Annotated in this window: 11 protein-coding genes; 5 read left to right on the forward strand and 6 right to left on the reverse strand. The window is 69.6% G+C overall.

The annotated features are described in order from the left end of the window. Window positions 1–24: 24 nt before the first annotated feature. Window positions 25–1587: a hypothetical protein gene (locus JGU66_20985; GenBank protein ID MBJ6763251.1), complete on the reverse strand. Its 1563-nt coding sequence runs from the start codon at window positions 1585–1587 to the stop codon at window positions 25–27. A 169-nt stretch (window positions 1588–1756) separates the two neighbouring features. On the opposite strand from JGU66_20985, the gene JGU66_20990 reads away from it, so the two are divergent. Next, on the forward strand, window positions 1757–2128 hold the full coding sequence (locus JGU66_20990; GenBank protein MBJ6763252.1) for a metallothionein: 372 nt from the start codon (window positions 1757–1759) through the stop codon (window positions 2126–2128). Here the strand turns inward: JGU66_20990 and JGU66_20995 are convergent. From JGU66_20995 to nadA, 3 genes are all read right to left on the reverse strand, one after another. Continuing rightward, complete coding sequence (locus JGU66_20995; protein MBJ6763253.1) at window positions 2121–2933, reverse strand: class I SAM-dependent methyltransferase; 813 nt, start codon at window positions 2931–2933, stop codon at window positions 2121–2123. The genes JGU66_20990 and JGU66_20995 overlap by 8 nt on opposite strands. 15 nt (window positions 2934–2948) lie before the next feature. Then, window positions 2949–3551, reverse strand: a complete 603-nt coding sequence (locus JGU66_21000; protein MBJ6763254.1) for a hypothetical protein — start codon at window positions 3549–3551, stop codon at window positions 2949–2951. A gap of 81 nt (window positions 3552–3632) precedes the next feature. Beyond that, a complete protein-coding gene (gene nadA, locus JGU66_21005; GenBank protein MBJ6763255.1) occupies window positions 3633–4565 on the reverse strand; it encodes a quinolinate synthase NadA in 933 nt (310 codons plus the stop codon). A gap of 368 nt (window positions 4566–4933) precedes the next feature. Between nadA and JGU66_21010 the strand changes: the two genes are divergently transcribed. The 4 genes from JGU66_21010 to JGU66_21025 all read left to right on the forward strand — a co-directional run bounded on the left by JGU66_21010 (window position 4934) and on the right by JGU66_21025 (window position 12594). Then, on the forward strand, window positions 4934–7345 hold the full coding sequence (locus JGU66_21010) for a PilZ domain-containing protein (GenBank protein ID MBJ6763256.1): 2412 nt from the start codon (window positions 4934–4936) through the stop codon (window positions 7343–7345). Further along, complete coding sequence (locus JGU66_21015) at window positions 7342–8157, forward strand: methyltransferase domain-containing protein (protein MBJ6763257.1); 816 nt, start codon at window positions 7342–7344, stop codon at window positions 8155–8157. Before JGU66_21010 ends, JGU66_21015 begins: the two co-directional genes overlap by 4 nt. Continuing rightward, entirely contained in the window at window positions 8154–11069 is a 2916-nt protein-coding gene (locus tag JGU66_21020; protein ID MBJ6763258.1) for a response regulator, read from the forward strand. Before JGU66_21015 ends, JGU66_21020 begins: the two co-directional genes overlap by 4 nt. Before the next feature lie 130 nt (window positions 11070–11199). Next, a complete protein-coding gene (locus JGU66_21025) occupies window positions 11200–12594 on the forward strand; it encodes a peptide MFS transporter (GenBank protein MBJ6763259.1) in 1395 nt (464 codons plus the stop codon). Window positions 12595–12761: 167 nt separating this feature from the next. Here JGU66_21025 and JGU66_21030 read toward each other — a convergent pair whose 3' ends face one another. Next, window positions 12762–13937 (reverse strand): hypothetical protein, encoded by a 1176-nt coding sequence (locus JGU66_21030; GenBank protein MBJ6763260.1) that lies wholly within the window; start codon window positions 13935–13937, stop codon window positions 12762–12764. Between the two features lie 378 nt (window positions 13938–14315). Further along, window positions 14316–15773, reverse strand: a complete 1458-nt coding sequence (locus JGU66_21035) for a POT family MFS transporter (GenBank protein MBJ6763261.1) — start codon at window positions 15771–15773, stop codon at window positions 14316–14318. Between the last annotated feature and the right edge of the window lie 171 nt (window positions 15774–15944).

The following is a 15944-nucleotide window of genomic DNA, read 5'->3' on the forward strand; positions in this document are numbered from 1 at the left end:
GCCACAGTCGCAAGGGCTCCAGGGTCAGCGGCGACGCACGAGCCAGCTCGAGCCGGCGTGCTCGGCGATGACGAGTTCGGACTGGAGCCTTGCGCCGAACACTCGCGATGGGTGCACGCCCCGGACGAGGAAGTGATCGTACCAGTCGCCCTCGGTGTCCCAGCGCATGTCCTGCGGGCGCCACTCGGAGGGGAAGGTCGGCGGCGCCTCGTCCCGGTAGCGCAGCGGCGAGTGGGGCGTGGAGGCGAAGGTGAAGTTGGGCACTCCGCCGCGAACGCGCGCCAGCACCGCGGCGCTGTGCAGGAAGACGGGGAAGCGCACCACGCGCGAGCCCGGGTCGAACACGAGCCCCATGACCTTGGGGCGCGACGCGGTGGCGGCGGCCAGCGCGTCCCACTCGGACGCCTCGCGCGAGAAGGCTCGGAACCCCGATGCCATCACCCCGGCCAGGAGCAGCGCGCACGCAGCGGCGGCCAGCCGCAGCGGACGCCACGTGTCCGGCGCGGCGGCGGGCATGGCGATGATGAGCAGGGCCGCCGCCAGGTGGGCGTAGCGCGTGTTGAGGTAGTAGACGTACCCGCGGATGTCGAAGGGCAGCAGGAAGAAGAGCGCGAGCCCCAGCAGCCCAAGCCCCAGCAGTCGGAATCGCGCCACGGAGCCCTCGGCGCGCGGGCCGGGCCGGACGAAGCCCAGCACCCAGCCTCCGAGCGCCACCGCGCCCACCGCGTACAGCGGCCAGCGGTCCGAGCCGTCATGGAACGTGTTGGCGAGGACCTGCAGGAACTCGGCGCGGTTCTGCTCGAAGCCCTTCCACGCCAGGTTCTGCGGCGAGAGCGGCGGACCCCAGGCGTGCCACGGTGCTCCCGGCTGGATGTCCGGCGCGTCACCGAATCTCAGCACCACCCAGGCGAGGAACAGCGCCACCCCAGGCGTCACGCCCAGGAGCGCTGCCACCCGAGGACGCACGCGGTCCATGAGCCGAGCCGCCTGGGCATCCTCCGGCACCGGTGTGGTGAGCAGCAGCCAGGGCAGGCCCACCGCGAGGAATCCAAAGGCCTGCACGTGGAAGAGGAGCACCGCGACCAGGCACGCCGCGAGCCCCACGGCCCAGGCTCGGCGGCGAGGCACATCCGTCAGCGTCCGCACGAACAGGCCGCAGCACAGGAACGTCAGCGGGAGCGCGGCGAGGTAGTTGATGAAGCCCCAGCCGAAGCTGTCCCCATACGCCAGCGGCAGCGCGAGCAGCGCGGGCCACGCGGGGCGCCCCAGCGAACGCAGGAGGAACGCCAGGCTCAGCGGGAGCCCCACCACGTAGGCGGTGAGGAAGACGCGGTTGGCCAACTCCAGCGGCAGCAGCCAGTTCAGCGCGCTGACCAGGTAGTAGTACCCGAGGTAGGGCGTCAGCGCGTGGCGCGCGGCGAAGAGCTGGGGATACAGCGTGGTGGGGTCATCCAGCCGGTGCAGGACCGAGATGAGGTACAGGTGCTGCGGCAGGTCCACCATGGGCAGCGCGCGGGACACCCACAGCGGAAGGGCACCCAAGAAGAGCGCGGCGACGGTGACGAGGCGGTCGGTTCGGTTCGGCACGGGAAATGGGCGCGGACTGTATGCGGCGGTTCCCCTCCGAGCGAGCGGCCCTTGCGCCCTCGCGGGGTAGGCAAAGGTGGGGCCGCTGTTCTTGGCACTGGGGCGGGCGCTGGGGTATAGGCGCACCTGTAGCAGGGGACGGCGACTGTCCCCGGCGAGGAGAGCGGACATGACGCGCATCGCGGCTGTGCTCACGGCGGGACTGCTGGCGGGTGGCCTGTTGGGCGCGCCGAGCAGGGCGGATGCCTGCGAGGCCCACGCGAAGGCCGCGGCAACCGCCACCGAGCCTGCCTCCCCCGAGGCGAAGCCGGCCGAGAAGTCCGAGGCGGCACGTCCGCTGGACGCGGTGGATCAGCTCCTGTCGGCCAAGTGCTCCTGCGGGAGCAAGGCGGACTGCACCTGCAAGAAGGGCGCGTGCGAGTGCAGCAAGTGCAAGGGCCGCCACCCCACGCGCCAGGTGATGGACGCGCTGCGCGGCCGCACGCCGGAGCCCAAGCTCCAGGACGCGCGCTACGACGCGTCCGCCGGCATCTTCATCTAGGCGTCTGCGCCGAGCCCTTCTGGGCCTTCACCACCAGCAGCGGCGGGAGCGAGACGCGCTCGAAGCGCACCATCCCCGCCGCGCTTGCCGCCGCCTTGAGGGAAGCCTCGGTGCGTGGATGAAGCCCGGCGCTCCGATGGAGCGCGGCAGCGGGGCGCCCCGGCGGCAGATAGGTGGCCGCCACCCAGCGGCCCTCCGGGCGCAGCACGCGGGCCACCTCCAACAGCAGCCGGCCCAGGTCCTCCACGAAGTGGAGCGAGCCCGCCATCAACACCGCGCCCAGGGACGCGTCCTGGAAGGGAAGGGCAGGAGCCTCGGCGCGCAGGAAGTCCACCGCCGCGCCGTCCTCGCGCGCCTGCGCCACGCCCTCCTCCAGCATCGCCCGTGACACGTCCAGGCCCAGCACCGGTGGGAAGCCCGGCTCGCGCGCGAGCCTCCGTGCGACGAGCCCGGTGCCGCAGCCCACGTCCAACACGGGGGCCTCGGGCTGACCCAGCAGCGTGCGCAAGAGGACGTACTCGCTCTCGCGGTCCAGGGGCTGTCGCGTGAGGGTGCGCTGGAGGGCGGGGCGCACGTAGCGCTCGAAGGAGCGGGCCACCCAGCGCTGCTCCAGGCCGCGCTGCACGGCCCCCATGCGCGGAGGCTCCAGGACCAGGTCCGCCACCCCTTCCGCCACGGGGTAGCTGGCCCCGCAGTCTGAACAACGCAAGGGGCCGAAGTGGAGGACGGCAGCGTCGTCCGGAGGGCTCAGGCTGGAGCGCCTGCATCGGGGACACCGCAGCAACTGGAGGAGCGCACGCCGCATGGGCGGCGCACCCTATCAGGCGGAGGGGGCCTTCGAGCGGCCCGCGCGCGCGCCCTCGGCGACGAGCACGGGCCAACCTCGGGCCATGGCCTCGCGGAAGAAGGCGGCGAGCTGGCGCCGGCCGGTGTTCACCGCGCCCTGGAAGGGGTCGATGAGGGCTTCCTCGCCCAGGCTCCGGGCCGCGTTGAGTTCCACCGGCGTGCCGCAGCGCTCGCAGCGGATGGACACCTGCCGCACCAGCGCGACGGGGACGGCGTAGCGCGCGCCGCACTCGGCGCACTTCCACACCAGGGCGCGCTCACCGGACTCACGCCGGGCCAGTGCTTCCAACTCGTCGGCGAGGCGCAGCAGGGCGGGCAGGTCCTGGGGCGGCTGCGCGAACACGGCGCTCGGGCCATAGCCCGCGCCGGGAGAGCCGTGGGCAGGAGGGCGGTCGCCTTGCAGCAGGGCGCGAAGCCGGTCCCGGGCGCGCTCGTCGCGGAACTCGGCGCCGGTGAGGGCTCGCTCCACGGCCTCGTGCATCGGAGGCAGCTCCGGCTCGAGGCGCTCATCATCCGGCAGCGTCTGCGACGAATCCGTCAGGCGGTGCCCTGGAACTGCGAGAAATCGGAAGGCCACGGGCTCTCCATTGCACCCTGGCTCGCCCGGCGCAAGGCGGGAGTTGGCGAATGTCCGCCCTGGCGACAGTGTGACCCGGCCCTACCGAGACCACTCCAACATGCGCGTCAGGGGCGCGAGCGCCGCACCCTGCAGGTCCAGTGGCAGCACCAGCTCGGGCGTCCGGTCCTTCATGCACCGGTACAGTTTCTCCAACGTGTTGAGTCGCATGTACGGGCACTCGTTGCAGGCGCACCCGTTGTCCGGCGGCGCCGGGATGAAGGTCTTGTGCGGCGCGCCCTTCTTCATCTGGTGGAGGATGCCGGCCTCGGTCACCACGATGAATTTTTCGGCGGGGTTCGTCAGCACGTGGTCCAGCAGGGCCTTGGTGGATCCGATGAAGTCCGCGTGGCGCAGCACGGCCTGCTCGCACTCGGGATGGGCCACCACGCGCGCGTCCGGGTGCTCCACCTTGAGCTGCACGAGCTTCTTCTCGCTGAAGATCTCATGGACGATGCAGCTGCCCGGCCACAGCACCATGTCCCGCCCGGTCTCCTTCATCACGTGGCGGCCCAGGTGCTGGTCCGGCGCGAACAGGATGCGGCGGTCCTTCGGGACGCGGTTGACGATCTTCACCGCGTTCGAGGACGTGCAGATGACGTCGCTCATCGCCTTCACCGCCGCGGAGCTGTTCACGTAGCTCACCACGAAGGCATCCGGATGCTGCGCCTTGAACGCCTGGAACGCGGCGGGGGGACAGCGGTCCGACAACGAACAGCCCGCCTTCAGGTCCGGCAGCAGCACCTGCTTGCCCGGGTTGAGGATCTTCGCGGTCTCGGCCATGAAGTGCACGCCGCAGAACACGATGACGTCCGCGCGCGTCGTCGCCGCCGCCTGCGCGAGCGCCAGACTGTCCCCCACGAAGTCCGCGACGTCCTGGACCTCGCTCTCCTGGTAGTAGTGCGCCAGGATGACCGCGTTCATGGAGCGCTTGAGCTCCGCGATCTCCCGCTCCAAGTCGACTGCGACGCCCATCGGGGGCCTCCCTCGCTGGAGCGTCATTTAACCGGCATGCCGCACGGGGGCCAGCCTCACATCCCGCCCCCTCGGCCGCCCGCACGCGCAGCGGGTTCCGACGGTCGGATGACACCCCCGGAGTGCGTGCCGCATCGCCCCTCTAGGCCCCGCTGCTGGGTTCGTTAAGATGCGCCCACGTTTCCCGCCGTCCTGCATCCTGACTTAAGAAAAACTTGTTTGTCCTGTTTCCAGGATGATCAGGGGAGAACGACTCCCTGGGCCCGCGTCTGTCCTCAGGCGTTCGGGGGCTCAGGTGCCCACGTTCTTCCTACCTGGCGAGTTATGCGGTCCGGGGCTGGAGGCAGTCCCCGGTACGAGGAGGACGTATGAGCGTGTCCACGCGTGCTGTCCTGGTCGTCCATCCGAGCGCGGAGCGCCGTGCTCAACTCCGAGAAATCCTGGCGGAATATGAAGTTATCGAAGCGACCAACCGGTTGGATGCTTCGAAATTTCTCATTCGAACTCCGCCCGCCCTGGTCTTGACGACCCCGGAGCTGTTCCCGCGGCTGCTCAAGGACCTGGAGCGGTCCGCGCCCCGGGCGGTCCGCGTGGTGCTCTGCCCTCGCCGGACGGTCCAGGTGCAGCAGGAACTGGTGGACCTGGCGGCCGCCGGCCACATGTTCTTCACCTTGGAGGAGGAGCCGCTGGACGCGCTGCGCAAGGCGCTCCACGAGCTGATGCAGGTGCGCGGCTCGGGCCGGCGCGACCCCGCCGAGCCCTTCATGGCGCACTTCGAGGCCGGGGGCGTGCGCTACCAGGCGGAGGTGGCCGACGTGGGGACGGGCGGCGTGGGCCTGCACCTCATGGGCGGCGTGCACGTGGAGCGGCTCACGCCCGGCACGCGGCTGGAGGGCCTGGTGCTGACGCGGCGCGACGGAACTCCGGTGCTCCATGCGGTGGGCGCGACGGTGCGCGTGCTGCGCGCGATGAACGGCGCGGGGGGCCACCACCTCGGGGTGTCCATGGAGCGGCCGCCGCGCTCGGACGAGGGCTCGCTGTCGGCGGTGCTCCAGGACCGCGTGGCCATCCACGGGTTGCTGCGTCGGGCGGTGCGGCGCGGCGCGGCGTTCTCGCTGCGCAGCCACGAGGGCAACCGGCTGGTGGACTTTGGCCATGCGCGCTTCGCCATGGAGTCCACGCGCCTCTTGCTGTCCGAGCAGCGCCACACCGCGGAGCTGTTCAACCCCGGTGACATGGTGCAGCTGTGCTTCGACCTGGGCGGCATGAGCCACGTGGGCACCACGGCGGTGCTCAGCCAGGACGGCGCGGTGCTCTCGGTGGCCATCCCGCGCTCGCTGACCGAGTACCACCGGCGCAACAGCCTGCGCTTCCGCTCCACGCCGGACCGGCCCTTCGCCATCTCCTTCGTGGCGCCGCTCACGGGGGAAGAGGTGTACCGCCCGCTCTTGGATCTGCATGTCGGCGGCGTTGCCTTCTCGTTCGACGCGGGACACGAGGTGTATCCGCCGGGCCTGAGGTTGGATGCCCTCACGCTGCACCTCCCCGGGGGCAGCACCGCGCGGTGCCGCGGACACGTGGTGGACACGGGCCCGCTGGCACACTCGGATGAGACGCGCACCATGGAGCGTCCGCGCCGCTGCGGCGTGCGCTTCGACGAGCTGGATGACGTGGCGCACCGGGCCATCATGGAGGCCTTCATCCATGCGCGCTGCCCGTTCATCCACGACGGCTCGATGCTCCCGTTCCCCGCCATCTGGGACATGTTCCGCGCCGCGCGCGTGCGCTTCCCGGACTATCCGCTGGAGGGAGGGGCCTCCATCACCACGCTGGAGGACTCGCACCGCATGCTCGGCGATGGGCGCCACGGCTTGTCCAAGACGCTGGTGTTCGAGCGCGATGGCGACCTGCGCGGCCACTCGTCCGGCCTGCGCATCTATTCGCGCACGTGGATGTCTCAGCACCTCGTGGTGCGCCCGGGCTATCATCGGCAGGAGTCCATCTCTCAGGACCTGGTGAGCCTCGCGGTCGACTACGCCGAGTCGCTCGGTGACATCGACTACCTGCGCGGACTCTGGCGCGGCCACAACCGCTGGAGCGCGCGCATCTTCGGCGGCATCGCGGCGCGCATGCAGCGCCCGGGGCTCAGCAGCCTCCATGCGTATACGCCGTGCCGCATCCCCATCCAGCGCGCGCTGGCGATGGATCCGGGCTCGTGGCGCGTGCGCCCCGCCGCCGAGGAGGACGTGGCGTGGCTGGAGGCCTACCTGCGCGAGCATCAGGACATCGTCCGCCTGCGCAGCACGGACTTGCTCGGCGACGAGATGCGCCTGTCCACGCTGTCGCGGCGCTACTCCGAGCAGGGCCTCGTGCGCGGACGCGAGTTCGCCGTGGTGGACGGGCCTTCCGGGCCTCTTGGAATGGTTGTCATGGAATCCATGACTCCGGGCTTGTTTTGGGCCGAGTGGTTCAACGCCTTCTGGATGGTCATTCCCGACCCGGCGTTGCCGCACGCGGACGAGGTGCGGCGCGCGTTGGTGGCGCATGCATCGCGGCGGATGGCCGAGCGGGGCCGGCCCGTGGCAGAGTGCCTGGCCGAGGACGGGGACCTCTCCCTGCTGGCGACGCTGGGCTTCCAGAACCTCGGGCGCGTGTTCGAATGGAGCATTCATCGGACGCTGGCGCGCGAGTGGAACAACCAGCTCGTCTCCGTCTTCGAGCGTCTGTCGCGTCCACAAGAGGACGAGGCGACCCTGGAAGGGCACGAGACAGCGGCATGACCTATCTGATGGAGTCGGATTCCGAGGCGCGGCGGCTGCTGGAGCAGGAGCGCTCCTCCCCGAGTCTGGAGCGCCTGCGGGTGACGGGGCTTCGCCCAGGCGCGGTGGTGCTCGATGCGGGCTGCGGTCCAGGAGCCATCACCGCGTCGCTGGTGAAGATGGTGGGGCCAGAGGGACGGGTCGTCGCGTTGGATCCCAGCGAGTCTCGGTTGGAAGAGGCCGCGCGGGTGCTGCACGGGAATGACAACGTGGAGCTGATCTGCGCGGCGCTGCCTCAGGCGGGCCTGCCGGCGTCCATCGCGCAGACGGGGCTGCCGTCGGATCACTTCGACTACACGTGGTGCCAGTACGTCTTCGAGTACCTGCGCGATCCCGAGACGGCGCTCGATGAGCTCATCCGCGTGACGCGGCCTGGCGGCAAGGTGGTGGTGGCGGACATCGACGGAGTGGGGCTGCTCAACTGGCCCTTCCCCGCGCTGCTGCGCGACGGCACCGAGAAGCTGATGCGCGCGTTGTCGGAGCAGGGGTTGGACTTGAACGTGGGGCGCAAGCTCTACCACCTGTTCCGCCAGCACGGCCTGCGCGACGTGCGCGTGCACCTGTCGCCGTTCTACGTGGTGGGGGGCCGCGCGGACGACGCGATGGTGGCGGACTGGTCGCTGCGCTTCGACGTGCTCAAGCCCGTGGGCGTGCCCGCGCTGGGAGGCGAGGCCGCGTACACGCTCTTCCGCGACGCCTTCCTGGAGATGCTGCGCGACGAGGAGACCTTCAAGTACGCCGTGGTGCTCACCACGGAAGGGACCAAGCCATGACGTCGGGAGGCGCGGCGCCGGACGACCTGGCGCCAGTCCCCGCCGATACCCCGGAGATCAGCGTCCGAACCCTGCGCGGCTTCCTCCTGCACTTCGAGGAGGCCTATGGCCGTGAGCGGTTGGCCGCGCTGTGGGAGCGCGAGAAGCTGCCGCTGCCGCTGAGCTACGTGGAGACGCTGTCTCACTTCGTGTCGCTGCGCTTCGTGGAGTCCATGCTGGACCTCATGGTGCGCGACTCGGGGGACCCGGAGTTCGCGACCAAGGCGGGCATGCGCATCGCGAGCCCGGGCGCCATGGGCTTCGCGTACTACATGCTCAAGGCGCTCGCGACGCCGGCCGTCTGCTACGAGCGCACCGTGGAGCTGGGGCCCACCTTCAACCGGGTGGGCACCTTCCGCATCGTCCAGATGGGCAGCGACCAGATGGTGCTGCGCTACACGTCGCGCATCCCCGAGCATGGCCGCAACCTGTGCCGCGCGCGCATGGGCAACTTCGCCTCGCTGCCCACCATCTGGGACCTGGCGCCCGCGGAGGTTCGCGAGACGCAGTGTCACGTGGAGGGCGCGCCCTGTTGTGAGTACCACCTGCGCTGGCAGGCCCTGCCGCCGGTGGCGTGGCGCCGCTACGTGGGCGGGCTGGTGGGCGTGGTGGGCGGGTTGATGGCGCATGCGCTCGCGCTGGGGCCCGCGGGCTTCTCCGTGGGCGCGTTCGCGCTGACGGGCTCCGCGCTGGGCGCGTGGCTGGACACCCGCGCGGAGCTGGAGCGCAAGGACCTGCAGCTCAACGAGCAGCACCAGGGGCTCAAGCGCTCGCTGGAGGACCTGCAGCGGCGCAACGAGGAGATCTTCCGCACCAACCTGGAGCTGGAGGACCGCGTCGAGGCGCGCACGCGCGAGCTGTCCGAGGCCAACTCCAAGCTCGAGGCCGCGCTCGTGCGGCAGCAGGAGCTGGATCGCGTCAAGAGCGAGTTCTTCGACAACGTGAGCCATGAGCTGCGCACGCCGCTCACGCTCATCCTGCTGTCGCTGGAGTCGCTCCAGAAGAAGGCGCCGGAAGACCTGCCCGACGTGCTGCGCCAGCACCTGGCCACGATGGACCGCAGCGCGCAGCGCCTCTTGCGGCTCATCAACAACCTGCTGGACCTGGCGCAGCTCGAGTCCGGCAAGGTGCGCCTGCGCTATCACCCGCTGGAGCTGTACGGCTTCCTCTCCACGCTGCTCCTGCCGTTTCGCACCATGGCGGAGAAGCAGGGCGTGGAGCTGGTGCTGGATGGGCAGACCGTCTCGCCGGTGCATGTGGACAGCGAGCGCATCGAGATCGTCTTCCAGAACCTGGTGTCCAACGCGCTCAAGTTCACCCAGGCGGGCCGCGTCACGGTGCGCGTGCGCGAGGACGACGCGGACGTGCACGTGGAGGTGGTGGACACGGGGCCGGGCATCGCGCAGCGCGACCTCGCCGTCATCTTCGACCGGTTCGCGCAGGCGGACACGTCCGGCACGCGCCGGTTCGGCGGCACGGGCATTGGCCTGGCGCTGGTGAAGGAGACGCTGGAGCTGCACTCGGGCGGCATCTCGGTGACGAGCGAGGTGGGCCAGGGCTCCAACTTCCATGTGCGGCTGCCCAAGGGCATGGCGCACGTTCGCGACGAGCTGCGCGAGCGCCGACGCCAGGATGTCCCCGTGCGCCGCGACCGCCGCATCTCCGGCAACTTCCCCTCGGTGGCGACGAGCACGCCCGCCGCCGCGCCCTCCTCCGCGCCGCATGATCATCCGGGGCCGGATCAACGCGCGCCCCGCGTGCTGGTGGTGGAGGACGACCACGAGATCCGCGCGTTCATCGCGGGCATCCTGGAGCAGCACTACCGCGTGCTGGAGGCGTCCAACGGCGAGGAGGGGCGTCAGCGCGCGATGACCGAGCACCCGGACCTGGTGCTCTCCGACGTGATGATGCCGGTGATGTCCGGACTCCAGCTCCTGGACGTGCTGCGCGCGTCGCCGCAGACGGTGGACATCCCCATCATCCTGCTCACCGCGCGTCAGGACGTGTCCGCGAAGGTGGAGGCGCTGGGCTCGGGGGCCAATGACTACCTGGGCAAGCCCTTCAGCCCGCGCGAGCTGCTGGCCCGCGTGGAGACGCAGCTGCGCCTGCGCGAGGCGGCGGTGCGCGCGGCGGAGAACGAGCGGCTGGCGGCCATCGGTCTGTTGACGTCGGGCTTCGCGCACGAGGTGCGCAATCCGCTCAACGGGCTGATGAACGCGCTGGTGCCGCTGAAGGAAGTGGTGCAGGGCGGGCAGGGCACGGATCCCGACATGGGCGTGGCCATGCTGGAGGTGATGGAGGAGTGCGGTCAGCGCATCCGCCACCTCGCCGAGTCGCTCCTGTCCTTTGTCCGCACGGCGGAGAAGCCGGTGGCCGTGCGCCTGGACGCCGCGCTGGACTCCACGCTGAGCGTGCTGGGATGGAAGGTGCCGCCGGGCGTGGTGGTGGAGCGCGCGTACCACTGCTCGGAGCCCGTGCTGGGAGACCCGGGCACGCTCAACCAGGTGTGGCTCAACCTGCTCGATAACGCGCTGCGCGCCGTGGGGGAGAGCGGGCGGGTGCGCGTGGCCACCGCGCGCGAGGGGGACGAGGTGCTCGTGTCCTTCAGCGACACGGGCGTGGGCATCCGCCCCGAGGACATGGAGCGCATCTTCCAGCCCTTCTTCTCCACCCGCGCGGCGGGCGAGGGCACGGGGCTGGGGCTCGCGCTCAGCCGGCGCATCATCCTCCAGCACGGAGGCCGCATCGGCGTGACGAGCAAGCCGGGCGAGGGGACGCGGGTGGAAGTCCGCCTGCCCTTGCGCCCGACGGTGGGCGGGGCGCCTGCTCCCACTCAGCCCTCCCAGGACAGGTGGACACGCCGGCTCGGCTGAGTGCGTCACGACGGGCCGGAAATTCTGCCGCTTCTCAAGTGTCCTCTCTGTCAACGCAAAGGTGCGGCTCTGCTACAGTGCCGTGCCTTTTCCAGTCCTACCCCTCACATCCTTTCGAGGAAGACACGGCATGCAAAGCACCGTCGCCGCAGGAGAGACCCGCAAGGGACATCCCCCGGGCCTCTACCTGTTGTTCGCCACCGAGATGTGGGAGCGCATGTCCTATTACGGCATGCGTGGCCTGCTGGTGCTCTTCCTCACGGCCAAGGTCGCGGACGGAGGGCTCGCGTGGACCAACGCCGCGGCGCTCGAGGTCTACGGCACGTACACCGGGTTGGTGTACCTGACGCCCATCCTGGGCGGTTACATCGCGGACCGGTACATCGGGCAGCGCAAGGCGGTGGTGATTGGCGGCGCGCTGATGGTGCTGGGGCACCTGCTCCTGGCCTTGCCCGGCATGGCCATCTTCTACGCGGGCCTCGGACTGCTGATTGTGGGCAACGGCTTCTTCAAGCCCAACATCTCCACGATGGTGGGCGGGCTGTATGCCAAGGGCGATGGGCGCCGCGATGCCGGCTTCACCATCTTCTACATGGGCATCAACCTGGGCGCGCTCCTGGGCAACTTCATCTGCGGCACGCTGGGTGAGAAGGTGGGCTGGCACTGGGGCTTCGGCTCGGCCGGCGTGGGCATGTTCCTGGGGCTCATCATCTTCCTCGCGCTGTCGAAGAAGCTGCTGGGGGACGTGGGCCTCGCGCCGGCGCCCCAGCCGGTGGTGAGCGAGACCCGTGCGGACAAGTCCTCGCCGCGCGGCTTCACGCGCCAGGAGATCGACCGCATCGTCGCCATCTTCATCATCTCGATGTTCGTCGTCGTCTTCTGGACGGGCTTCGAGCAGGCCGGCGGCCTGATGAACCTCTACACGAACCAGAAGGTGGACCGGACCATGTTCGGCTGGGAGGTCCCCACCACGTGGTTCCAGAACTTCAACTCGATCTTCGTCGTGTCGCTGGCTCCGGTGGTGGCGCTGGTGTGGAGCTTCATGTCCGCGCGCGGCAAGAACCTGAGCTCGGCGGTGAAGATGGCCCTGGGCCTGCTGCTCATGGGCATTGGCTTCCTCTTCATGATGGGGGCCTCGCGCGAGAGCGAGCTGATGGGCAAGGCCGCCTCGTGGTGGGTCATCGCGGCGTACCTGTTCCACTCGGTGGGCGAGCTGTGCCTGTCGCCGGTGGGCCTGTCCATGGTCACCAAGGTGGCCCCGGCGCGTGTCGTCTCCGCGATGATGGGCGTGTGGTTCCTGGCGAACGCGGCGGCCAACAAGCTCGCGGGCGTCCTCGGCTCTCGCGCGGACAAGCTGGGTGAGATGGGCGTGTTCGAGGCCATCGCCATCGGCGCGATCGCCTCCGGCGTCCTGTTGCTGGTGCTCGCCCCGCTCATCAAGCGGATGATGCACGGCACGGATCAGGGTGAGGCCCCTCCAGACGCGGCCGAGTCAGACCGCCGCGCGGTGTCCTCCGCGGCCTGACGCACGGCCGCGACGGACGAGGGCGCCTCACGGACCCTCGGACATGACAACGCCGGAGCACCCTGGGGGCGCTCCGGCGTTTTTTGTTTGCCCCGAAAGTCAGGCCGGGGCGGCTCGCGCGCTTCGCTGACGGAGCCGCCGCATCGGGCGTGGCGCCAGGGGGCCTGCTACTTCGAGCAGGCCGTCACCCGGAACGAATCCTCGATGCCCGAGGAGTAGGTGAGCGGGGCGTAGGAGCCGCCGCCCTTGTACGTCCCCGAGAAGCCCAGGTCTTCGTAGAGCCGGCAGAACCCGCCGTCGCTCGCGACGCGCACGAGGGCCGCGCCACGGGTCGACTGCGCGAGCGGGATGCCCAGGTCGTTCTTCTCGATGACCGTCGTGCCGGAGGTGCGCAGCTTCACCAGCGTTCCGCCGAAGGACTTCACCTGCGCGGCGACCGGGCCGTTGAGCTTCGCGTCGCTCGTCGCCCAGGCCTTGGGGAAGCGATCCACGCGGACCGCGGCGGCCAGGGCGTCCTTGAACTTCTTCGCCTGGACCTCGAGCGGCTTGAAGTGGTCGGCGCCGACCGTCACGCCCGTCGGGGCGATGAGCTCGCCGAACTCGCTGGTGACCTGCTTGACGTGCTCGGCGGGGTTCTTGAAGCGCGCGAGCCAGACATTGGAGAGGATGCCCTCCTGCTCGAGCGCGGTGAGCGCCTCCTGGTCGACCTTGAGCTGATCCTCGAGGCGCGCCTTCGCCGCGAGCGACACGTAGGTCTCGGCGATCTTCTTGTGGTTCGCGGCCAACTCGCAGACGACCTTCGGCTGCTTCTCGCGCTCCTTGTCCTCGTAGCGCTTCTGGATCGTCAGGTACTGCTGCTCCTCGCACTCCTCGGCGAGGGCGGGGAGCGCGAGGATCGCCGTGATGTCCTCCTGGACCTGCCCGAGGACGCCTCGCACCTTCCCGTCGACGACCATGAGCCCGGCCTGGATGGCGGCGCCGTGGCGATCCCCGATGTTGGTGAACCGGGCGCGGCGCTCCAAGTCGAGATCCGCCGCGTCGTGGGCCGCGTTCACCTCGTCGCTCGCCTGCTTCCACTTGGCGGAGGACTCCTTGAAGAACGTCTCGAAGCTGGAGGTGTCCCAGTCCTTGTCCTTCTCCTTGATGCGCGCGATGCGGGTCTCGACGTCATCGAGCAGCTTCGCGATCTCATCGAGCGTGTTGGGGTTCTTCCAGTCCGACCGCTCGAACTTCTTGGTGAGGGTCTTCATCTTCACTTCGACCGTCTGGATGTCGACCTTGGCGGGGCTGTTGTTCGCGGCCGAGGGCGCGGCGAACGCCGTGCTGGCTGTCGCCAATTGCAGGGCGGCGGCAAGGAGAAGGGCGGCGCGGGCGCCTCGGCGGGCGCCGAGCTGCTGGGAGGAGGGACGGATGTGGGATCGCTCGAGCGACGGGGTCGGCAAGGAGGGACTCCTGATGGCTGGGATTGCGACGGGCCCGGGGCAGCGAACCAGCGCTTTCGCGCCCACCTCGTCGCTGTGGCTCAGTCGTACGAACCCGGTGCTGGCCGCGGCCGAGACTAGCCACAGCGAGACCGTGTATCAGCGAAATTCGTACACTGAGTATGAAAACATTCGGGAGCACCGGGCGGCTTCCGCTGGGCGGGCGCTCCGATGTCTTGCTTTGTCCCGAGGTCTTGCGCTGAGCCCCGGAGAACCGCGGGGCTCAGCGGTTGATAACAGCTACGTCGCGGGCGCGGCGGCGGGGGCGGCGCCATCCACCTGCGCGGGAGTCGGGGCCTGGTAGTAGTCGCGGACCACGAAGCGGCGGGCGACGAGCGCCATGCCCACGGCGGCGACGGCGGCGAAGCTCGCATAGAAGAAGAACTGGCCGGCGCCGGTGAAGACATTCAGCTCGGAGGCGATGGCCACCGCGAAGTTCGCCGTGGCGTTGCACACCAGCCAGATGGATTGCACCACGCTCTTCATCTCACGCGGCGCCTGGGTGTACGCGAACTCCAGGCCCGTGGTGGACACGAGAATCTCCGCCACCGTCAGCACGATGTACGGCAAGAGCTGCCAGGCGATGTTGAGCGTGGTGCCGTGCTCCATCATCACCTGATAGCCGCCCGCGATGACGTACGCGATGGCGCCCACCGCCAGCCCCAGGGGCATGCGCCGCAGCGGCGTCAGCTCGAGGCCCACGCGCTGCAGCGCCGGGTACACCACCGCCGTGAGGAACGGGATGAGCAACATCACCAGCGCGGGGTTGATGAACTGCATCTGGCTGGGCTCGAACTTCAGCGGGCCCACGTAGGGGTCCATGGCGCGGGCCTGGACCACCCACGTGGAGGCCTTCTGGTCGAACAGCATCCAGAAGAAGGGCACGAACGGGAGCATCAATCCGCTGATGCGCAACACCGCCTTGGCGCCCTCCACGGCCTCGGGCGGGTGCCGCTGCAGCGCGGCGTCCAGCCAGTGGGACTTCGCGCCCGCTTGGGCCTCCGGGCGCTTCCCCTGGAAGGCCGCGAACACGATCTTCAGGAACGAGTGAGGGTTGGGCCCCGAGGGCGGCACCATCACGTAGTGCTTGCGACCCAGCCAGAACAGGAAGGTCGCGACGAACATCAGGACGCCGGGGATGCCGAAGGCCACCGCGGGCCCCAGGCGCTTGAGCGCCAGCGGGATGAACAGCGACGCGAACAACGAGCCCAGGTTGATGGTCCAGTAGAAGATGGCGAAGATCTTCTTCAAGAGGTGCTTGTTCTTCGCCGAGAACTGGTCACCCACCATGGCCGCCACGCACGGCTTGATTCCGCCGCTGCCCACCGAGATGAGGAAGAGGCCGGCGAAGAAGCCCGGGATGCTGTTCTCGAACAGCGCGAGGCACGCGTGCCCGGCGCAGTACACCAGGCTCAGCCACAGGATGACGCGGAACTTGCCGAAGAACCGGTCCGCCAGCCACCCGCCCACCAGCGGGAACCAGTACACGCCGAACATGAAGAAGTGGAAGAGCGCCTTGGCCCGCGTGGTGCGCATCTCCGTGTCCGGAATCTGCGTCAGCAGCAGGTAGTCGATGAGGAACACCGTGAGGATGTTCCGCATCCCGTAGAAGCTGAAGCGCTCACACGCCTCGTTCCCGATGATGTAGGGGATCTGCGGCGGAAAGCGGTCGTCCTGCCCGGTACGTGTCTCGGCCATGGGAGGGCGAACCTACCCAAGCCCACCCTCGGACTCCACCGGCCTCGTAGCCCCGAGGGCCTCGCTCGCCCGGCCACCGTCCCGCTCGCGCCCAGGTGCAACGCCATTGCAGATGCAAGCCGGACGCGCTCGCCTGCCCACCCATCCGCAGTGTGCGGCTAAAAAGCTCTG

Source organism: Myxococcaceae bacterium JPH2 (assembly GCA_016458225.1).
Classification (GTDB): Bacteria; Myxococcota; Myxococcia; order Myxococcales; family Myxococcaceae; genus Citreicoccus.